Annotated in this window: 19 protein-coding genes; 10 read left to right on the top strand and 9 right to left on the bottom strand. The window is 59.1% G+C overall.

The annotated features are described in order from the left end of the window. The first annotated feature begins 46 nt into the window (after positions 1 to 46). Positions 47 to 970 carry a histone deacetylase family protein gene (locus ACUNV4_RS23575; protein WP_430881092.1) on the top strand — a complete coding sequence of 308 codons (924 nt, stop codon included), beginning with the start codon at positions 47 to 49 and terminating at the stop codon, positions 968 to 970. Positions 971 to 1,087: 117 nt separating this feature from the next. Here ACUNV4_RS23575 and ACUNV4_RS23570 read toward each other — a convergent pair whose 3' ends face one another. After that, complete coding sequence (locus ACUNV4_RS23570; protein ID WP_430881091.1) at positions 1,088 to 2,047, bottom strand: acetyltransferase; 960 nt, start codon at positions 2,045 to 2,047, stop codon at positions 1,088 to 1,090. A 25-nt stretch (positions 2,048 to 2,072) separates the two neighbouring features. Further along, positions 2,073 to 3,122, bottom strand: coding sequence for a quinone-dependent dihydroorotate dehydrogenase (locus tag ACUNV4_RS23565; protein ID WP_430881090.1), 1,050 nt, complete (start codon positions 3,120 to 3,122; stop codon positions 2,073 to 2,075). A 138-nt stretch (positions 3,123 to 3,260) separates the two neighbouring features. Here ACUNV4_RS23565 and ACUNV4_RS23560 point away from each other — a divergent pair, with 138 nt between their 5' ends. Further along, positions 3,261 to 3,788, top strand: a complete 528-nt coding sequence (locus ACUNV4_RS23560; protein WP_430881089.1) for a YaeQ family protein — start codon at positions 3,261 to 3,263, stop codon at positions 3,786 to 3,788. Between the two features lie 61 nt (positions 3,789 to 3,849). Here the strand turns inward: ACUNV4_RS23560 and ACUNV4_RS23555 are convergent, their stop codons facing one another. Then, positions 3,850 to 4,464: a glutathione S-transferase gene (locus tag ACUNV4_RS23555; protein WP_430881088.1), complete on the bottom strand. Its 615-nt coding sequence runs from the start codon at positions 4,462 to 4,464 to the stop codon at positions 3,850 to 3,852. Between the two features lie 70 nt (positions 4,465 to 4,534). Further along, on the bottom strand, positions 4,535 to 5,479 hold the full coding sequence (locus tag ACUNV4_RS23550; protein ID WP_430881087.1) for an SMP-30/gluconolactonase/LRE family protein: 945 nt from the start codon (positions 5,477 to 5,479) through the stop codon (positions 4,535 to 4,537). A 98-nt stretch (positions 5,480 to 5,577) separates the two neighbouring features. Here ACUNV4_RS23550 and holA point away from each other — a divergent pair, with 98 nt between their 5' ends. The 8 genes from holA (at position 5,578) to ACUNV4_RS23510 (ending at position 14,752) form a co-directional block, all read left to right on the top strand. After that, on the top strand, positions 5,578 to 6,621 hold the full coding sequence (gene holA, locus ACUNV4_RS23545) for a DNA polymerase III subunit delta (protein ID WP_430881086.1): 1,044 nt from the start codon (positions 5,578 to 5,580) through the stop codon (positions 6,619 to 6,621). After that, a complete protein-coding gene (gene asnS, locus ACUNV4_RS23540; RefSeq protein ID WP_430881085.1) occupies positions 6,618 to 8,012 on the top strand; it encodes an asparagine--tRNA ligase in 1,395 nt (464 codons plus the stop codon). The genes holA and asnS overlap by 4 nt, the downstream gene beginning before the upstream one ends. Before the next feature lie 193 nt (positions 8,013 to 8,205). Continuing rightward, positions 8,206 to 8,871: a prepilin-type N-terminal cleavage/methylation domain-containing protein gene (locus tag ACUNV4_RS23535; protein ID WP_430881084.1), complete on the top strand. Its 666-nt coding sequence runs from the start codon at positions 8,206 to 8,208 to the stop codon at positions 8,869 to 8,871. A 199-nt stretch (positions 8,872 to 9,070) separates the two neighbouring features. Then, positions 9,071 to 10,246 carry a carboxylate-amine ligase gene (locus tag ACUNV4_RS23530; protein ID WP_430881083.1) on the top strand — a complete coding sequence of 392 codons (1,176 nt, stop codon included), beginning with the start codon at positions 9,071 to 9,073 and terminating at the stop codon, positions 10,244 to 10,246. A gap of 9 nt (positions 10,247 to 10,255) precedes the next feature. Then, positions 10,256 to 11,422 (top strand): alpha/beta hydrolase, encoded by a 1,167-nt coding sequence (locus ACUNV4_RS23525; protein ID WP_430881082.1) that lies wholly within the window; start codon positions 10,256 to 10,258, stop codon positions 11,420 to 11,422. A 90-nt stretch (positions 11,423 to 11,512) separates the two neighbouring features. Continuing rightward, positions 11,513 to 12,769: an ATP-grasp domain-containing protein gene (locus ACUNV4_RS23520; protein ID WP_430881081.1), complete on the top strand. Its 1,257-nt coding sequence runs from the start codon at positions 11,513 to 11,515 to the stop codon at positions 12,767 to 12,769. A gap of 12 nt (positions 12,770 to 12,781) precedes the next feature. Next, the gene (locus ACUNV4_RS23515; RefSeq protein WP_430881080.1) at positions 12,782 to 13,513 is read left to right on the top strand and encodes an esterase family protein; all 732 of its coding nucleotides are present in this window, start codon (positions 12,782 to 12,784) and stop codon (positions 13,511 to 13,513) included. Positions 13,514 to 13,531: 18 nt separating this feature from the next. Further along, positions 13,532 to 14,752, top strand: a complete 1,221-nt coding sequence (locus tag ACUNV4_RS23510; protein ID WP_430881079.1) for an ATP-grasp domain-containing protein — start codon at positions 13,532 to 13,534, stop codon at positions 14,750 to 14,752. Positions 14,753 to 14,830: 78 nt separating this feature from the next. On the opposite strand, the gene glnG is transcribed toward ACUNV4_RS23510, so the two are convergent. From glnG to ACUNV4_RS23485, 5 genes are all read right to left on the bottom strand, one after another. Then, positions 14,831 to 16,249: a nitrogen regulation protein NR(I) gene (gene glnG / locus ACUNV4_RS23505; RefSeq protein WP_430881078.1), complete on the bottom strand. Its 1,419-nt coding sequence runs from the start codon at positions 16,247 to 16,249 to the stop codon at positions 14,831 to 14,833. Next, entirely contained in the window at positions 16,246 to 17,319 is a 1,074-nt protein-coding gene (gene glnL, locus ACUNV4_RS23500) for a nitrogen regulation protein NR(II) (RefSeq protein ID WP_430881077.1), read from the bottom strand. Before glnL ends, glnG begins: the two co-directional genes overlap by 4 nt. A gap of 175 nt (positions 17,320 to 17,494) precedes the next feature. Further along, positions 17,495 to 18,046, bottom strand: a complete 552-nt coding sequence (locus tag ACUNV4_RS23495; RefSeq protein ID WP_430881076.1) for a hypothetical protein — start codon at positions 18,044 to 18,046, stop codon at positions 17,495 to 17,497. Positions 18,047 to 18,196: 150 nt separating this feature from the next. Further along, complete coding sequence (locus tag ACUNV4_RS23490) at positions 18,197 to 18,352, bottom strand: DUF3149 domain-containing protein (RefSeq protein ID WP_430881075.1); 156 nt, start codon at positions 18,350 to 18,352, stop codon at positions 18,197 to 18,199. 181 nt (positions 18,353 to 18,533) lie between these two features. Next, positions 18,534 to 19,511 carry a LysR family transcriptional regulator gene (locus tag ACUNV4_RS23485; protein WP_430881074.1) on the bottom strand — a complete coding sequence of 326 codons (978 nt, stop codon included), beginning with the start codon at positions 19,509 to 19,511 and terminating at the stop codon, positions 18,534 to 18,536. Positions 19,512 to 19,627 lie beyond the last annotated feature (116 nt).

Genomic DNA, 19,627 nt, shown 5'->3' with positions numbered 1-19,627 from the left:
CATACTGTCCTTGTCACCACAGACTGCACGAATGCATGGAGGAGCAATGCCCACCGCCTTGATCTCGCATCACGATTGCGTGATGCACGAAATCAGCCCGGATCACCCGGAGTGTCCGCAACGAGTCGACGCGATTGCCGATCAACTGAAAAAGCAGGACGTCTACGATTATCTGACGCATGCGGATGCGCCGAAGGCGACCTGGGAGCAGCTGTTGCTGGGGCACAGCGAAGCCTATGTCGATCTGATTCATCGCAAGGCGCCGAGCAGCGGTTCGATCAGTCTGGATGCGGATACTTCCATGAACGTGCATACGCTCGATGCCGGTCTGCGCGCAGCCGGGGGCGGTATTCATGCGGTTGATCAGGTCATGAGCGGCAAGGTCAGCAACGCCTTCTGTCTGACGCGTCCGCCCGGGCATCACGCAGAGCGCATTCAGGCGATGGGCTTCTGCATCTTCGGCAATATCGCCATCGCAGCGCGCCATGCCATCCGTCAATATGGTCTGGAACGTGTCGCCATCGTCGACTTCGATGTGCACCACGGCAATGGTACCGAAGACATCGTCGATGGTGATCCCAACATCCTGTTCTGCTCCTCGTTCCAGTACCCGTTCTATCCCGGAGGCTATCGGGACAACGTCAGGCATCAGCGCGTCAATACGCCGCTGAAGGCAGGCTGCAACAGCGCAGACTTCAGGAATGCCATCACGGAGAGCTGGTTACCGGCCCTGGAAGACTACAAGCCCGAGATGCTGTTCATCAGTGCAGGCTTCGATGCCCATCTGGAAGATCCCCTGGCGGGCATCTGTCTGCTCGACCATGACTATGTGTGGATCACCAACAAGCTGATGGACATCGCTGACCGGCACTGCAACGGTCGCATAGTCTCGATGCTGGAAGGGGGGTACTCCCTGCCTGCGCTGAGTCGCTGTGCGTCGGCGCATGTGCGCGGTCTGATGGGCCTGTAGTCAGGCGTCTGCAGGGGGCGGCGAGCCTGGCACGGGTGCCATCCGTCGGTCGGTCCATCAACGGCTCAGGCGCCAGGGCCCCGGTGGTGTCCGGAGGCCCCGCGCTGCTGATCGGGGCTAGCCCTTGAACTGATCCTGCATGGCGCTGGCAAAACGCTCCAGTTCGCTGGCTGGCAGGCGATTGATGCCTGCGGCTGCCTTGCGTCCGCCGCCTGTTTCGAATTGCCGGCACAGATCATCGGCCCCGCTACGGTTGTCCAGTGGCGCGCGGACACTGACCAGAAAACTGCCATCACCGAGGTCGCTGAGCAGGGCATGGGCTCGCCCGGGGTTGTCCTGTGCCAGTTCGTTGGCATAGACACCGCTGATGCGTCGGGCAAAGGGGTCGTCGGGGAACACGAAAATCGCGATTTGCTCGGTGCTGCGCTCGGCCTGGATCGCTTGCGCGCGGGCATGATCGCTGGCATAGCCGTCCGCCAGAGTCCGGAAGGCCTCGTCGTCATTGATGAAGCTGAACGGGTTGGCATGAGGTTGCAGGCGGCGATACAGATCGGCCGGCGGAAAATACAGGTCTTCCAGCGAGGAGCCATAGCCGTTGTAGTTGAGCAGTGTGCCCAGTGTCTGCAACTGTTCCAGTTCGGTCGCCGACAGGGTCAGTGGTGCGGCGGCCTCGCGGGCGGTGCTCAACAGATTGTCGCCGAAGGCGGCGGTGACCGCCCAGGGCAGATAGGCGCTGTCCAGCAGTCGATTGACGATCAGGCCGGTGCAGGTCTCGGCTGCCGTGTCGATATGCGTGGTCAGATTGGCATGCTGGGGGATGTCGCCCGGAAAATGATGATCAGCGTACGTCACGATGGCACCGTCGTCGAGCACCTGGACCAGCGCGTCTCGATTCTTGTCCAGCGAGATATCCAGAATGGTGACCCTGTCACCGGGACTGGCCTGCACCTGCCTGACCAGTGCGATATCCCGTTTGACGCCGGTGATCAGCGTATTGTCCTGTGGGTCGGCCAGACGCAGCTGGTGCAGGGCACAGAGGCCGTCTGCATCCCCGTTGAAAACATCGATCGTTGTCATATCCGTATTCAGGTAGTGTGAAGAATCAGGGATTGGTGCACTCGATGCAGTCCCGTACCAGGGCAGGCCCCTGATAGATCAGGCCGGTGTACAGCTGCACGAGACTGGCGCCCAGCGCCAGTTTCCGACCGGCATCCTGGCCACAACTGACGCCGCCGACACCGATCAATGCAGCTTTGCTGCCAATTCGTTCGGAGACGGCCTGCAGGCGGTCGTCGGCCAGAGGTTTGAGCGGAGCGCCGCTCAGGCCGCCGGCTTCGCGCGCGTACAGATGGTGACGTACCGTATCGCGCCCACTGGTCGTGTTGCCGGTGATGACAGCGTCTATTTCATTGGCGATCACGGCATTGCAGAAGCCATCGAGTTCCTCGTCGCTCATGTCCGGCGCGATCTTCACGGCAACCGGTACGTAGCGCTCGTATTCAGTGGCGAGGCGTGATTGCGTGGATTTGAGCGACTCGAGCAGATGATCCAGGCGTTCCCCGTGCTGCAGATCGCGCAATCCACTGGTGTTGGGGGATGAAATGTTGACGGTGACATAGTCGGCGTAGCGATAGACGCGTTCGAGGCAGTAGGTGTAGTCGTTATGGGCTTCCTGCAGAGAGGTCACTGCATTCTTGCCGATATTGATGCCCAGGATTCCCGGATAGCGACGCAGGCGAACCTTTCTGACCAGGTGATCCACCCCCTTGTTGTTGAATCCGAAGCGATTGATCAGCGCACGGTGCTGAGTCAGGCGGAACAGGCGCGGCTGATCATTGCCCGGCTGTGGACGCGGGGTGACGGTGCCGACCTCGATGTGCCCGAACCCCAGCGCTCCGAGGGCATCGATGTAGTCACCGTTCTTGTCAAGCCCTGCCGCCAGACCGATCCGGTTCCGGAAGTTCAGGCCGAGCACCTCGGTGGGTGCGGCTGCTGCCGCGTAGCGGGCGGCGAGTCGTGCCTGCACGGCGGGTTTGCTCAGCATCTGCAGCGTCAGGTCATGGGCCTTTTCGGGGTCCATTTCGAACAGGATGGCTCGGCCCAGGCTGTACAGGAGGTCGTTGGGTGGTTGTGAGAAAGACTTTGATTCCACGTCAGGGTTCGCGGTGAGTGTGATGGGGTTTGCGTATGCTACACCCTGGAATACTGCCTTGCTCGACATGGTGTTTGCGAAGACACCCTGTCCGTTCCGGTACACTGCCGGGTCTACCCGGACTGACAGATCGCATCAATGGCCATCAGCGCCACCATCAACAAAGTGTCTCTGTCGATCTCGGACATGGATCGTCAGTACTACCAGCAGCACGAACTCACCATGGCGATGCATCCATCGGAGAACGATTTCCGTTTCATCGTGCGTGTGGTTGCCTTCGCCCTGAATGCCCATGAGGACCTGGTGTTCACCAAAGGCCTGGGAGCCGATGAAGAGCCGGAAATCTGGCAGAAATCACTCAGCGGCGAGATCCAGCGATGGATCGATTTCGGGCAGGTCGATGAAAAGCGGATACGCAAGGCCTGTGGGCGTGCCGGGCAGGTCATCGTATACACCTATCAGGATCGGAAATCCGACCTGTGGTGGGAGCAGAATCGCGCCAGATTGGCGCGCCATGCCAATCTGCGTGTCCTTCACATCGAGGCCGAGGGTGCGGAAGCGCTGGTGAGTCGCAACATGCAGTTGAATTGCACCATCGATGACGGCGTGGTGTATCTGGGCAATGCGCAGACCAGTGTGTCGGTATCCGTCACGGCGCGTACCTGAGTTCCCCGGCAACGGATTGTCGCCGGTGCATCCCCTGGCCGATTTACTGAGGCCTGGCCTGCTAGGCGTGCGGCCGGGTGCCCTGCATGGAGGGGCGTTGCTCGAAAGTGGTGAACCACTCGGTCAGTGCCGGATGATTGGTACGCCAGTCGTGGTCGGGTGCGCGAAAGTCCAGGTATCCCAGGGCGCAGCCAAGCGTGATCTGGGCCAGATCGACATCACCCTGCCAGCGGACCTGATGAGTCTCGAACCAGTCCAGGGCCCGCTCGACCTTGCCCCACTGATCGTCGATCCATGTCTCCCACTGGCGTTCCTCGGGCCGCAGAAAGGTCTCGTAGCGGATTGTCACTGCGGACTCGCAGATGCCATGCGCCAGTGCCTGTCGAGTCAGTGTGGCATAGCGTTCCACACCGGCTGAGGGCAGCAGAGTGGCTGATGGGCCGGTGCTGATCAGATACTCGCAGATGATGGTGGAATCGAACAGGGTCTCGCCGGTATCGAGCTGCAGAGCGGGAATCTTGCCCAGTGGGTTCTGTGATCTGACGTAGTCCTCGATCGGTTTTCCGGGAAGAACGGGAGTCAGCAGCAACTCCACCGAATCCTGCAGACCGAGTTCGATCAGCGTGGCATGCACCTTTCTGGCAAAGGGTGAGGCAGGTGAGTAGAACAGTTTCATGGGACGAGGCTCGATGGTTCGGGAAGGGGCATTACGACATGTGGGCATGGGGCTGTCGGCAATGGCTTGGTCAGCCACCCGCTACGCCTTGCGTGTTGACATACAGAGAATAGACCGATGTGCTGGCTGCCATGAACAGGCGATTGCGATGCAGTCCACCGAAGCACAGATTGGCACAGCGCTCCGGCAGGTCGATCCGGCCAATCAGCTCACCGTCGGGGTTGAACACATGCACGCCGTCGAGACCTGCCTCACCCATGCCCCAGCCGCACCACAGATTGCCGTGTATATCGACCCGGAAACCATCTGGCGTACCGCGCTCTCCGGCATCGATCAGGACGCGTTCCCGGGTCAGCTCCGCGCCGTTCACGACATCAAAGGCCAGTATCTGGCGCGGGGTACCGCGTGATTGCACCACATAGAGAATCGACTCGTCGGGGGAGAAGGCCAGGCCGTTCGGCTGGTTGATGCTGTCCGACATGACGCTCAGCGTGCCGTCGACGGCCAGGCGGTAGAGGTTGGGAGACAGCGCAGGCTCTGCCTTTTCTCCTTCATAGAAGCCCGAGATGCCGAATACCGGATCGGTAAACCAGATGGAGCCGTCGGAGTGGCAGACCACATCATTCGGCGAGTTCAGGGAAGCACCCTGGTAGTCACTGGCCAGAACCGTGCGCTGACCATCGAGCTCCGTGCGAACCAGTTGTCGGGTCAGGTGCTCGCAGGTGATGAGGCGGCCCTGACGGTCACGGGTATTGCCATTGGCATGGTTGCTGGGAGCGCGAAACAGGCGGGTGGAGCCGCTTTGCTCATCCCAGCAATACTGCGCATTGCCCGGTACATCGCTCCAGACAAGGCTCCGGAATTCACCGACCCAGACCGGACCTTCACACCAGCGATGGCCGGTGGAGAGCCTTTCGATCTTGGCCAGCGGCAGGCGGTATTGATCGAATTCGGGCGTGACCGATACGACAGCGGGGTCCGGGTAACGCTGGCTGGGTGTCCAGAGAGTGCTCATGCGCAGTGAGTACCTGTGCGGCGGAAGAATGCCTAGCTTAACAAGGTCAGCGCCGGGTTTTTCGGTATGCTACACGTCCGAAAACCAGCTCGCCCACCATGAAGCTCTACCCGGACAAACTCGACGCTCATTTGCGCCAGTCGCTGGCACCGGTATATCTGTTACACGGTGACGAGCCGCTGCAGCTGATGGAAATCGGCGACAAGCTGCGCAACAAGGGGCGAGAGGCCGGATTTGACGAGCGCCAGGTAATCGTCGCCACGGAAGACGCCGACTGGGCCAGCTTTCGCGAAGCCGCTGACAGCTTTTCCCTGTTTGCCGAGCGCCGCCTGATTGAACTGCGGCTGCCCACGGGCAAGCCGGGTCGAATCGGTGGCGAGGTGCTGAAACAATACTGTATGGATCCGCCGCCGGATGTACTGCTGCTGATCACGTCAGGCAAGCTGGATCGCAATGGCGGTAACAGTGCCTGGTTCAAGGCGATCGACAAGGCCGGTGTGACGCTGGCCGTATGGCCGATCCCGGCCTCCCAGCTGGGCAACTGGCTGAATCAGCGTCTCACGGCCAAGGGGCTGCATGCCGATGCTGCGGCTCTGAGTCTGATTGCCGAGCGCATCGAGGGCAATCTGCTGGCGGCCCGTCAGGAAGTGGAACGGCTGGCCTTGCTCTACCCACCGGGACCGTTGAGCAGTGAACAGGTGCTGATAGCCGTCAGTGACAGTGCCCGTTATTCCATCGCGGATCTGTCACTGGCCGCGCTGCAGGGCGAATCGGTGCGCGCGCTGCGGATACTGACCGGTCTGCACGAGGAGGCCGTGAGTGAAGTGCTGGTGCTGTGGTCACTGGTCAACGAGATTCGTGCCGGCGCACGCAGTGCCGAAGCAGTGGAGGCCGGTGTCAGTGAGGATGCCGCGCTGAAATCCGCCGGTGTCTGGGCGAACCGCATGGCCCCCCTGAAACTGGCATTGGGTCGGCATTCGGCGCTGTCCTGGCTTTCAATGCTGTCCACTTGCACTACCATTGACAGACAGATAAAGGGCCAGGCTGCCGGATCCTGCTGGGACTCGCTCGCGGCGTTGACGACGGAACTGGCTGGTAACGGCGCACCTCTCTTGAGAAAGAACCCCGGTATACCCGCATGAACAAGATAGATATCGTTGATCTTCTGGCCACCGCCCCTGAAGGCCAGAGCGTGACCGTCCAGGGCTGGGTACGCAGCCGCCGCGACTCCAAGGCAGGTCTGTCGTTCATTGCCCTGTATGACGGTTCCTGTTTCGACAGTCTGCAGGTCATTGCCGAACAATCCCTGCCCAACTATCAGGATCAGGTGCTGCATCTGAGCTCGGGTTTCGCCATCGAGGTGACCGGGACCCTGGTGGCGTCCGAAGGCAAGGGGCAGTCGGTGGAAGTGCAGGCCAGTGACATCACGGTGGTGGGTGAAGTCGATGATCCGGAACAGTACCCCATCGCCAAGAAGCGTCACACCTTCGAGTATCTGCGCCAGGTTGCACATCTGCGTCCGCGCACCAATGCCTTCGGTGCCATCAGCCGCGTGCGCACCACATTGGCCAGCAGCATTCATCAGTACTTCAAGGAGCACCGCTTCCACTGGGTCAATACCCCGCTGATCACCACCAGTGATTGTGAAGGGGCGGGAGAATTGTTCCGTGTCAGCACCCTGGATGCTCTCGATCCACCGAAAACCGATGCCGGCAAGGTGGATTTCGATCAGGACTTCTTCGCGCGGGAGGCCTATCTGACTGTGTCCGGTCAGCTCAATGCCGAGAGTTATGCACTGGCGCTGAGCAAGGTCTATACATTCGGCCCGACGTTTCGCGCCGAGAACTCCAATACCAGTCGGCACCTGGCAGAGTTCTGGATGGTCGAGCCGGAAATGGCCTTTGCCGATCTGGACGATAATGCAGCTCTGGCAGAGGACTTTCTGAGCTATCTGTTCAAGGCCGTACTCGAGGAGCGCGAGGACGACATGGCATTCTTTTCACAGAGGGTCGACAAGGAAGCGCTGTCCCGTTTGCAGCATGTCGCCGAATCGAGTTTCGAGCGCATGGATTACACCGATGCCATTGCATTGCTGGAGAAAAGCGGCAAGCGATTCGAGTATCCCGTCAGCTGGGGGCTCGACTTGCAATCCGAACATGAGCGCTGGCTGGCTGAAGAGCATGTCGGGCGTCCCGTGATCCTGCAGAACTATCCGAAGGAGATCAAGGCCTTCTACATGCGCGAGAACGATGACGGCAAGACGGTGGCGGCGATGGATGTACTGGCACCGGGTATCGGCGAGATCATCGGCGGCAGTCAGCGTGAAGAGCGCCTGTCCGTGCTCGATGAGAAGCTCGCGGCGCAGGGTCTTGCCGAAGAGCTGGACTGGTACCGTGACCTGCGTCGATACGGCACGGCTCCGCATGCCGGATTCGGCATGGGCTTCGAGCGAGTGCTGAACTACATCACAGGGATGGAAAACATTCGTGATGCCATTCCCTTTCCTCGAGTGCCTCGCAGCGCTCCGTTCTAGTTCCGGGCGATACTGTCTTCGTCTGTCTTCGTCTGTCTTCGTCTGTCTTCGTCTGTCTTCGTCTGTCTTCGTCTGGTTGCTGGAGCGCGGGCGGCGCGGCGTACTACTGTATATCCATGGTGTACTGAAGTCGCGGCGTACTTGTCAGCCCTGAACGGCATGCTTATTCTTTGCAGGCGTCGGGGAGGAGTCTATGTCGAAGTGTCGGAGGTATCGGAGGGCTGCCGGGTTTACTCTGGTCGAGATTGCCATTGTATTGCTCATCATCGGTCTGATTCTTGGTGGGGTTTTCAAGGGGCAGGCACTGATTGACAGTGCTCGTGTACGTGCCATCCACACCGAGTTGACGGGTTTCCAGACGGCCTGGTTGTCGTTCGCCGATCGCTACCGGGCGGCTCCGGGCGATTTTGCCCGGGCCGATGTCCAGATTGACAGTGCGGCAACGCCGGGCAACGGCAACGGCAGACTGGACAGTTCCAGTGAGCGTGCCGGAGTCTGGCAACAGCTGGCGCTGGCGGGCTTCATCAGTGGTAGCTATGACGGGTCAGCGGCAAACATCGGCAGCGCGGGCGACCTGGAATGCGCGTCCACGACCTGTCCGAAAAATCCGTTCAATGGGTTTTACACGTTTGCTCACGGGACTCAGGGGGTCGGTTTCACCACGGCGGCGAATGAACTGTCTACCGGCAATCAGATGCCGGTCAACATCCTGTCACAACTGGATGTCAGGCTGGACGATGGGGTGGCCACGACCGGTCGGTTCCGGGTGCATCGCGATTACGAGAATGCCTGCACGCGACAAGGTAACTGGGACGCCTCGTCGGTCAATGCCAATTGCGCGGCTGTATTGCGCGACTAGTCGCGTCAGAATTCCGGTGTGAGTTCCGGTGCGAGTTCCGGTGTGAGTTCCGGTGTGAGTTCCGGTGTGAGTTCCGGTGTGAGTTCCGGTATTTGTGTTTCGCGACTATTGCTGTAGCATCAGGGGTGTTGGGAATCGAGCTCTTCAATAAAGAGAGTCGCATTTCCTGTTGCATGCGCATACCGAGGACGGAATCATCGTGGCAGACCCCATCACGATAGGCATAGAGGAAGAGTACCTGCTGGTCAATCCGCACACGCGCGAGTTGGCGAAACATCAGGCGGCAGGCTTCATGGATCGCTGCAAGGAGTTGCTCGGTTCGCGGGTCATGCACGAAATGCTGCAGAGCCAGATCGAAATCGGCACCGGAGTCTGTGCCACCATCGATCAGGCTCGGGCAGAGCTGCTGGAGCTGCGGCAGGGCGTTGCCTCGGTGGCGCGCGACTTCGATCTGAGCATCATCGCCGCCTCGACCCATCCCTGGTCTCTGTGGAGTGAGCAGGAACCGGTGGATATGGAGCGATATCGCATCATGGGGGTCGAGCAGGCCAGCATTGCGCGGCGCATGGCCATCTGTGGCATGCATGTGCATGCCGGCATTCCCGATCGGGACCTGCGTATCGACCTGATGAACCAGGTCTGCTATTTCATGCCGCATCTGCTGGCGCTGAGCGGCTCCTCACCCTTCTGGGAGGGTATCGACACCGGCCTGAAATCCATGCGCCCGACCATTGCCGGCCATTTGCCGCGCTCGGGCTTGCCAGAGGTGTTCGATAACTGGAATGACTGGTCTGAGATGGTCGATGACATGACGGCCTGTGGCATGATCAATGACCCATCGAGAATCTGGTGGGATCTGCGGCCCAGTGTGCGTCATCCCACGCTCGAGATTCGAATCTGTGACGTCTGCACCTGGGTAGAGGATGGTCTCAGTGTGGCAGCTCTCTATCAGTCGATACTGACCTTTCTTGCGCACTTGCGACAGAACAATCAGCGCTGGCGTCAGTATCGCCGCATCCTGATTCTGGAGAACAAATGGCGGGCGCAACGCTATGGTGTCGAGGCAGAACTGGGGGATTTCGGCAAGCGGCAGGCGGTTCCGCTGCCTGATCTGATCGACGAACTGGTTGAACTGGTACGGCCGCATGCCGAAGATCTGGGGTGCATCAGGGAAGTGGAGCATGCGCGCGAGATCGCGCGTCGCGGCAGCAGTTCCGATCAGCAGTTGCGCATCTACCATGAGGCACTGGCAAAGGGGGCATCCGATCGTGAAGCACAGATGGCGGTCGTTGACTGGTTGATTGCGGAATCCGTACCTGCTGTCGCCGCAACACGTCCGACATCGAGTAAAGTGTTGCACCCCGAACCCAGTTGACAGAACCCATTGAATTCCTTGCCCTTGCCCGATACTCGATCATTTGACGGGGACACCCACGCGGCGGTACAGCAGCTGCTATCCAGACCCTTGACGCCGGCGAGACTCAAGCAGTTTTCGCGTTCGCATGTGTTTCCACTGACGGCCCCTGGCAGCGTGACGTTCGTCTGGATCGGTGAAGCCGATCATGTGCGCCTGCTGCGTTGGATTCTGGGTGGTGTCGACCGCCAGGAGTTTCGTCGCGTCCCGGACACGCCGTTGTGGCTGTTGACCGTGCCGGTCAAGGATGGTGGACGCTTCGAATACAAGCTGGGCGTCGAGCACAATGGCCATGAGCAATGGCATCTGGATCCGCTGAACAAGGCGCGTGCCGGCGATCCCTATGGCGAGAATTCGGTATGCCGGACTTTCGGCTACTCGCAACCGGAATGGAGCATGCCGCAGGGGGCCCCTGCCGGAGCCATTCACCCCTTTCCGGTCAGCAGCAGCGTATTCGAGGAAACACGGGATGAGCAGGTGTACCTGCCAGCCGGTTACGATGCGGAGCAGGTTTATCCCTTGCTGGTCATTCATGACGGCGCTGATTTCATCACCTATGCCGATCTGGCTACGTCGCTGGACAATCTGATAGCATTGGGTACCATACCGCCCATTATTGCAGCTCTGGTACAGACTCGGGATCGCCTCGGTGAATATGCACGAGGTCATCGGCATGCCCGCTATGTGGTCAGTGATCTGCTTCCTCAGTTGCAAGCCAGCTATCGTATTTCGGAGCGTAGTGAAGATCGCATCCTGCTGGGTGCCAGTCTTGGCGCGGTTGCCTCACTGGCTACCGTGTTCCGCTATCCCGGCGTGTTCGGGGGAGCGGTATTGCAGTCCGGTTCGTTCATTCTGGATGAGGGGAAACTGGAAGGGCGGCCGCATCCGGTGTTTCGCAAGGTGGCGCGACTGATCAAGGCTGTCAGGCGAGCGCCGAACATGCCTGCATTTCGTGCCTTTGTCTCCAGTGGCGAACTGGAAGGACTGGCATCGGAAAACGAAGCACTTGCAAGGCTCTTGCAAGAGAACGGCGTTAGTGTTCTATTCAAGAGTGCGTGGGACGGACATCACTGGCACAACTGGCGTGACCAGTTGCGTGATGGTCTGGTATGGGCGCTTGACTCGGACAGTTCCTGACACACCGATATTCAGGCGGCAAACAGAAGGCGATGTTCGCCGGGCTGGTGTTGGGCAGGTCGGGATTGACAAACAACACAGGAAGTAGACATGGCAGAACGAAAGGTAAAGATCGGATTGTCTCTGGGAGCCGACATCTGTTGGCCCATATGCTATGAGAACCTGTTGAATGATCTCAGGCTCGATATCAACCATGGTGGAGAGCGTTTGACGTTTTCCTCGGAACGGGTGACCATCGAGCCGTTCAATCTGCAACAAGACGTCTCTTATGATGTCGTTATCGACCGGCTGACACACTGGTATTCGACCAGCCGGGAATGGATCAAGAAAGGCATTCTGCTCGATGATCTGTACGTCTACAACAACCCCTGGTCATTGCAGTCGAACGAGAAGCACACCTCCTATGCGGCGATGATGCGGCTCGGTCTTCCCGTCCCTGAAACCTGGATGTTGCCACCCAAGGCCTATGAGGATTCGGATGATCTGCAGGAGACCTTGCGCAAGTACGCTCGCATGTTTTCTCTCGAGGACATCGGATCGCAGCTGGGATACCCGTTCTTCATGAAGCCTTATCATGGGGGCGGCTGGAAAGGCGTGTCGAAGATCGACGACCTTGCAGACTTCCAGCGGGCCTATGATGAAAGCGGTACCGAAGTGATGAATCTGCAGTCGGCCGTGTTACCGCATGACTGGTTTGTCCGCTGTGTCGGTCTCGGTCCGCAGATGCGCAAGGTCAATTATGATCCGTCCGCTGCATTGCACGATCGCTACCGCATGGATATCGATTTTCTGGACGCCGAAGACAACAGTGTGCTGGAAGACATGACCGCGACGATCAACAGCTTCTTCGGCTGGGACTTCAATTCCTGTGAGGCATTGCGCCGCGATGGCATCTGGCACCCGATCGATTTTGCCAATGCCTGTCCGGACAGTCAGGTGACATCATTGCATTACCACTTTCCCTGGCTATTGAAGGCGAATCTGCGCTGGTCGATCTTCTGCGCCGCCACCCGGCGACCCATGCATCGCAATCTCGACTGGGCGCCGTACTTCGAGATCGCGGACAAGGATATCTCGCCTCGTGAAAAGCTTTCACGCTATGCTGGTATCGCACACGAACGCTTCGAGACCGAACGGTTTCGCGAATTCTGTCAGACACATCTGTCTCATCTGGACGAGCTGGCCTACGAGTTCTTTGCGTCGGATACGGTCAGGGATGCCATTCATCAGAAGGTCTCTTCATTGTTTCCAGCCCACGAGATCGAGGAATTCACCGAACTGTTCTGGCAACGCATTCAGGACTGGCGGGCGGCCGAGGGGGCCAAGGGGGATCCGGATGGCTTCTAGCGGAGAGATGTCATGAAGACAGTCACGCGCTGGTATTCCTCGCGCCTGGAACAGGAGATCACTATGGTGCGTTGGGGGCACTGGGGACAACCGGTTGTGCTGTTTCCCACCGCAGGCGGGGATGCGGAAGAGGTGGAACGCATGCACCTGATCGGGGCCATACAGCCTCTGATCGATGCCGGCAGGATCAAGGTCTATTCCTTCGACAGCGTGGCCGGCAAGGCGCTGGCAGAGCAGGCCGGTTCGGTGGAGCATCGCTGCTGGCTATTGAAGCAGACCGGTGAATATCTGGTGCATGAAGTGTTGCCCGCCATAATCGAGGACTGCGGTGGCGAGCCGATCGAGCTGGTGACTGCCGGTGCATCGATAGGTGCCTACAACGCGGTGGCCATGCTGTGTCGTTACCCGCATGTCTTCAAGGCGGCCATCGGCATGAGTGGCACCTACGATCTGGAGAAACTGATGGGCTTTCAGGGCAATGTGGATTACTACCTGTCCAGCCCCCTGAAATTTCTTCCCAATCTGGATTCCGGGGACATGCTTGAAAAACTGCAGTCACGCTTTGTGCTGCTGCCTTTCGGTCAGGGACGCTGGGAAAGCCCGAACGAGTCCTGGCAGATGGCGCATGTGCTGGGCAGTTGTGGCATACCGAACCGGGCCGATCCCTGGAGCCATGATCATCATCATGACTGGGAAACCTGGCGAGAGATGCTGCCTCATTATCTCGACGAACTCGTTGACTGAACTGGAGAGGATTCACCCATGAACGTGATATTCATCGAACCGGGTTTTCCCGCCAATCAACGGCAGTTCGTTCGGGCTCTGGCCAGCATTGGTGCCAATGTCATCGGTATCGGCGAGCGCCCCTACGAATGGCTCGATGAGGAGACACGTTCCTGGCTGGGTTCCTATCAGCAGATTGCCTCGGTCACCGACGAAGCTGCGCTGGAGTGGGCGGTCAGGCAGGCACAGGATGTACAGTGGGTAGACCGTCTGGAGGCGGTGGTTGAAGCCCATGTCATGCCCGCTGCACACGTGCGCGAACGCTGCGGGATTCCGGGCACTACCGCCCGTACCGCCTATCTGTGCCGCGACAAGGTGGCGATGAAGGATGCGCTGCGTGAGGCTGGTGTACCCACCGCGGCCTCGGCAGGTCTGTCCAGTACACGCGAAGCCATCGAGTTTGCCGATGCCGTCGGTTATCCGATCATCATCAAGCCTCGCGATGCCGCCGGCGCGGCCGGCACCTATCGAGCCAATGACGAACCCGAGTTGCTGGAGGTGGCACAGCGCTGCGGACTTGCAGATGGTGCCGCCGTTGCCGTCGAGGAGTTCGTTGAAGGCCACGAGGGTTTCTACGATACGTTGACGGTGAACGGAGAGGTGGCTCATGACTTCATCAGTCACTACTATCCCAATGTGCTGGAAGCGATGCGAGCCCGCTGGATATCGCCTCAGATCATCTCGACCAATCGCCTGGATGAACCCGGCTACAACGAGATCAAGACCATGGGCAAGCGCGTCATCGATGCTCTGGGTATCCACACATCGGCCACGCACATGGAGTGGTTCTTCGGTCCGAAGGGCCTGCGTTTCTCCGAAATCGGTTGCCGGCCGCCGGGTGTGGGTCAGTGGGAAAGCTATTGTTCGGGCAACGAGTTCGACCTGTATCGTGAATGGGCCTTTGCCGTCTGTCATCACCACATCGACAGAAAACCCTCGCGCCGTTACAGCTGCGGCATCATTGCGTTGCGTCCGGATCGCGATGGCAACATCTTCAGCTATGAAGGCGTCGAGGATGTCTTCAAGCAGTACGGAGAGAATATCGTCGAGCAGTATTTTCCGGATCCGGGTACGCCCACTCAGGGCGTCGAGGCGGGCTACATGGCCAATGCCTGGTTACGCGTAAGACATCCCGACTACGACGAGCTGCGCCATATACTCAATGATATCGGAGAGCGGGTTCAGGTCAGGGCCGGTTAGAGCGGCCAGGGGCAGGTGATCTTGCCGACGATCCGCACAGGTATCGTCGGCAGTAGGGGGCAATCGTCCGGCAGTTGCCTATTCGATTTCCAGTTCCTTGATCTTGCGGGTAAGCGTATTGCGTCCCCAGCCGATCAGGCGCGCCGCTTCCTGACGGCGATCCTGAGTCTTGTTCAGGGCACACTGGATCAGTATGCGTTCCACCGCGGGTTGGGCAATGCCCAGCAAGTCTGTCTGGCCATCGTGCAGCTGCCGGTTGGCCCATTGGCGCAGGCCACTTTCCCAGTCGACATCACGCTGCGCAGGTGCATCCTGAACCTGGGCCGGCATGTCTTCCTTTTTCAGCTCATTGCTGCTGGCCATGACCGTCAGCCAATGGGCCGTATTCTGTAGCTGACGTACATTGCCGGGCCAGGTCAGTGAGCTGACATAGGCTTCGAACTCCGGTGTCATCACCTTGGTCTCTTCGCCCAGCTCTTCAGCCGCCTTGGACAGAAAATGCTTCAGCAGGCGCGGAATGTCTTCTCGCCGTTCGCGCAGCGGTGGTGCCTCGATGCGGATGACGTTCAGGCGGTGAAACAGATCTTCGCGGAAACGTTTCTCTTCGACCAGCATTTCCAGATCCTGATGAGTCGCTGCGATGATGCGCACATCCACGGTGATCGGCGTGTGGCCACCAACACGATAGAATTGACCATCGGCCAGAACACGCAGCAGTCTCGTCTGCAGGGTAGCTGGCATGTCGCCGATTTCATCGAGAAACAGTGTGCCACCGTCGGACTGTTCGAAGCGGCCGATACGCGTGCTCTGAGCTCCGGTGAAAGAGCCCTTTTCATGGCCGAACAGCTCCGATTCCATCAGGTCGTGCGGAATGGCAGCCATGTTCAGAGCGACAAAGGGTTTCTCGGAGCGCGGGCTGTGACGGTGCAGGGCATGAGCAATGAGCTCCTTGCCGGTACCACTCTCACCATTGATCAGGACGGTAATCTTGGAGCGTGACAGACGACCGATGGCCTTGAACACGTCCTGCATAGCCGGTGCATCACCAATCAGTTCGGGTGGCTCATCCTGCTTCTGCGGGACCTTGGCCTTGGTCGTCGTACTACCGGGTGAACGCTGCTCCTTCTGTACATTGCAGGCGCGGCGAACCTGGTCGATGACATTGTCAACATCGAAGGGTTTCGGGATGTATTCGAAGGCGCCACGTTCAAAGGCCGAGACAGTGCTGTCCAGGTCCGAGAACGCTGTCATGATCAGAACCGGCAGCTCAGGGTGGCTGCGTTTCATCTGATCAAGCAATGAAAGCCCGTCCGAACCGGGCATGCGGATATCGCTGATTACAGCATCGGGGGCCAGTGCATTGGCCCGCATCGCATCCAGTGCTTCATCGGCCGACTCGAAAACATTCACCTGCATGCCTGCCTGCTTGAGTGTTTTCTCCAGTACCCAGCGGATCGATTGGTCATCATCTATGACCCAGACGTATTCGTCGCTCATGCGATCTCCATAGGAATCAGTACAGTAAAAATGGTGTTGCCCGGCTCGCTGGTACATTCGATCACACCGCCGAGCTGGTTCATCGTCGCCTGCGCGATCGACAAGCCAAGCCCGGTGCCATGGTCGGTACCGGTTACCAGGGGAAAGAAAATCTGGTCGATGAGGTGGTCCGGTATGCCGGGACCGTCATCGATGATCTGTATGCAGGCCGCCAGTGGATAGCGCTGTCCACCGATGGTGAAGTTGCTGACGATACGAGACCGGAAGACGATCTTGCCGGCATCCTGCAATGCCTGCAGAGCGTTGCCTGCAATATTCAGTAATACCTGTACCAGGCGATCGCGATCGGTCATGCACTCGGGGATGCTGGGGTCGTAGTCGAAGGTGACCTGGACGCCTTCAGGTGCGCCGGCAATGATGATCTTTCGCACGTGTTCCAGCACCTCGTGCAGATTCACCACGTCGTGGGTGGGGCGACTGGTCGGTCCAAGCATGCGATCGATGAGGCCCTGCAGACGGTCGGCTTCGCGAATGATGATGCCTGTGTATTCGCTCAGCTCCTCATCGGGCAATTGCCTGTCCAGCAGCTGGGCAGCGCCGCGCAGACCGCCAAGAGGGTTCTTGATTTCGTGAGCCAGGCCGCGCAGCAGGGAGCGGGCATGCTCCTGTTGTGCCAGCATGGCCTCGTCGCGAGCGATGCGCAGCGGTCTGTCGACGGTGCTGACTTCCATGATCAGGCCGATGCGCTTGTCGTTTGCCCGATAGGGGGACAGCGACAGATCGACAATCTGCGGATCGCGTCCATGTGGTTCGACCGATACCTGGCGTTCGGTGAATGGCTGTCCGTTGTCCAGGGTCTCGCGAATGCGGGCAAACAGGGAGTCGGGAATGGTGAGCGCGCGAGTCAGGCGCTGGTCCATGATCCTGCGCGCGCTCACACCCAGCAGTTGTTCGGCGGAGCTGTTCACGTAGCGAATGCGCATTGCATCGTCTATCGCGATGACCGAACAGGCCAGCGAATCGAGTACAGTAATTTCGGTTGCCGTTGTGGGCACGGGATAAGTAGTCACGTCTACGATTCTGCAATTTACGCACCTTGCAAGAGCGAATCGGCAATCCCGATTTGACTATTTAAATATCAATGAAAACAGCTACTTGTGAAATCATCTGATTGTCGCGGCTGGATTGGGATGCACTTCTATGGTGCTGTGACCCAAAATTATGCACTGTAATGGTGCGTTGTGGCTAGTGTGCTTTTCCCGCCGTGTGATGCCGGACATGAAACTGGACGACGGCAGACTCAGCCTGCACACTGCCCGTCGCGTCGATGAGTCTGATCTGCACATCGTGTGTGCCGCGCTCTGGGATATCGATGGGCAGTCTGTTGTCGCTGCCGGTACTGAGCAATCTGCCATCCATCAGCACCTGGGCGCTCTGGCCGACGGGCAGGGTGTCCGCCGGTGACAGGGCGAACTCCACCCACAGAGGCGCTTGCGGATCGATGAAAGTCTGATCAGGCGCAGGGGAGACGATGCTGACGCTGCTGACGGTCATCACGTCCGATGTCGTGGTCCCCGATGTCTGCGCGTGTGAGCGGGTCGTCGTTGGTGTCTGATCCACCACATTCAAGGGAGGAGGTGTCACGATGACCGCTTCAGGAATGGGCTGGTCGGTAAAGACTGTCGTGCCATCAGCATCGACGGCCTTGTAGATCGGCGTCGTGTCAGCCGTCAGGGGTGTGTTGATCAGCCCCAGCAGGATGAGGGTCAGGAATGGTGCTGTGGTCGTGTTTTTCATGGCCGCAAACCTGCATATTCTGCACCAGCCTTCCGTGCACAAGAGCAAGCGGACGCGCTATCGCAAACGCGCATCGGCCGGTGTGCCACTGGACGTGGTGCGTGCCGTTCTGCCGCCCGGTTACGAGTTGTCGGGAGGTAACAGCGTTACTCACTTGTCCTGCTGTTTCGCTTTTCGTTCGCTCTCGCGCATCATGTGGCTGATGAAGAACCAGGTGAAGTAGACCGCCATGGCCAGAATGAAGGCGATGACCGCGGCAGAGAGAATGCCGACGGAGTCGGAAAACAGTTCAGACCAGAGTTCCATGCTTGTATGCCTCTCGGTGCGTCAGCGAATCATGTCGATCTGCAGAAACAATAGTGTGTTTCCGGATCGCCTGTGTTGACCAGGGTCAAGCGTCCGGGTGATTGGCTATGGTGTTGGTAATCTGTGCCGCCCCCAGGATCCGCCGTGTGCGCCTGTCCTTGCAGTGGTCTGCGCCCGGTGACTACGCGGGCCGGGGAGGCAGGTTCTGGTCGAGTTCATCACTGATTTCGTCGGTGTCGTGTTTCACTGACTCTTCCTTCTGCGGGTCGGAAAATTCAGCGACCAGCCACTCTGTCAATGCTCGCGAGGCCCAGGTGCGCATATGGGGTGCAGGCTGGTACAGGGCATAGTATTCGGACATGGCCACTGTCGTGTCAAAGGGGCGTACCAGTCGACCATCCGCAAGTGCATCGGCCACCAGGCTGTCATGTGCCATGGCCAGCCCGTCCCCTGAGAAAGCAGCACTGATCGAGATGGCGAAGGTCGATGCCATGTGTACCTTGAGTGTCGGTATCGACTCCATGGATCCGCTGTGTTCGGCAAGCCAGCTCTGCCAGCTGGAGAGCACACCGACACAATCGAACAGGGGTAATGAGTGCCAGTCTTCTCCCTGTGCAATCCGCTCGGCCAGTGCCGGTGTGCAAACCGGGAAAGCGCGTTCATGAGCCAGCCTCTTGCCATCCAGCCCGAAACCCGCCGGTCGGGTGAAGCGTATTTCGACATCGGCCATCTGTGCCGTCTTCTCGGGATCCCATACCGGGGTGACCACGTTCAGGCTGAGCTCCGGGTGCGCTGCCACCAACGCGCTCAGTCGCGGTGCGAGTCTGAATGTCGCAAAGCCCATACTGCATTGCAGCGTCACCGTGCGAGCGCGCTGGGTATTGCGGCTGCCTGTGAAGGGCTGCGCGCCGGCACTCAGAATATTGAAGGCCTCGCGAACCGCAGGGAGGTAGTTCGATCCATCCTCCGTCAGTGACAGCGCGCGGTTGTGGCGTTCGAACATCGGTTTGCCGAGGAATGTCTCAAGGCTGCGCACATGTTGCGAAATGGCAGATTGCGTCAGATGCAGTTCGTTGGCGGCCGCTGTAAATGACAGGTGCCGGGCTGCAGCCTCGAATGCGCGAAGCCAGGTGAGCGGCGGAAGAGCAGGCTTGAGCATGACAGGAGCACCGGCTGGGAATTTCGCATTAATAATAGTGGGTCTACGCGGATTCGTGTGGGCCATTTTCAGTAACAAATTGCTGAAAGTATCTACGTAGGCAGTGTTTTCGTAGA

Source organism: Granulosicoccus sp. 3-233, from assembly GCF_052681095.1.
This window is presented reverse-complemented; position numbering and strand designations above follow the sequence as displayed.

What these genes read in the sequence shown, in the direction of transcription:
- ACUNV4_RS23535 (WP_430881084.1), top strand. Translation starts at nt 8,206, where the DNA reads ATGTCGAAGTGTCGGAGGTATCGGAGGGCTGCCGGGTTTACTCTGGTC.
- ACUNV4_RS23570 (WP_430881091.1), bottom strand. Translation starts at nt 2,047, where the DNA reads ATGACAACGATCGATGTTTTCAACGGGGATGCAGACGGCCTCTGTGCC.
- ACUNV4_RS23550 (WP_430881087.1), bottom strand. Translation starts at nt 5,479, where the DNA reads ATGAGCACTCTCTGGACACCCAGCCAGCGTTACCCGGACCCCGCTGTC.
- ACUNV4_RS23575 (WP_430881092.1), top strand. Translation starts at nt 47, where the DNA reads ATGCCCACCGCCTTGATCTCGCATCACGATTGCGTGATGCACGAAATC.
- ACUNV4_RS23520 (WP_430881081.1), top strand. Translation starts at nt 11,513, where the DNA reads ATGGCAGAACGAAAGGTAAAGATCGGATTGTCTCTGGGAGCCGACATC.
- ACUNV4_RS23490 (WP_430881075.1), bottom strand. Translation starts at nt 18,352, where the DNA reads ATGGAACTCTGGTCTGAACTGTTTTCCGACTCCGTCGGCATTCTCTCT.
- ACUNV4_RS23515 (WP_430881080.1), top strand. Translation starts at nt 12,782, where the DNA reads ATGAAGACAGTCACGCGCTGGTATTCCTCGCGCCTGGAACAGGAGATC.
- ACUNV4_RS23510 (WP_430881079.1), top strand. Translation starts at nt 13,532, where the DNA reads ATGAACGTGATATTCATCGAACCGGGTTTTCCCGCCAATCAACGGCAG.
- ACUNV4_RS23485 (WP_430881074.1), bottom strand. Translation starts at nt 19,511, where the DNA reads ATGCTCAAGCCTGCTCTTCCGCCGCTCACCTGGCTTCGCGCATTCGAG.
- holA (WP_430881086.1), top strand. Translation starts at nt 5,578, where the DNA reads ATGAAGCTCTACCCGGACAAACTCGACGCTCATTTGCGCCAGTCGCTG.
- glnG (WP_430881078.1), bottom strand. Translation starts at nt 16,249, where the DNA reads ATGAGCGACGAATACGTCTGGGTCATAGATGATGACCAATCGATCCGC.
- asnS (WP_430881085.1), top strand. Translation starts at nt 6,618, where the DNA reads ATGAACAAGATAGATATCGTTGATCTTCTGGCCACCGCCCCTGAAGGC.
- ACUNV4_RS23555 (WP_430881088.1), bottom strand. Translation starts at nt 4,464, where the DNA reads ATGAAACTGTTCTACTCACCTGCCTCACCCTTTGCCAGAAAGGTGCAT.
- ACUNV4_RS23560 (WP_430881089.1), top strand. Translation starts at nt 3,261, where the DNA reads ATGGCCATCAGCGCCACCATCAACAAAGTGTCTCTGTCGATCTCGGAC.
- ACUNV4_RS23495 (WP_430881076.1), bottom strand. Translation starts at nt 18,046, where the DNA reads ATGAAAAACACGACCACAGCACCATTCCTGACCCTCATCCTGCTGGGG.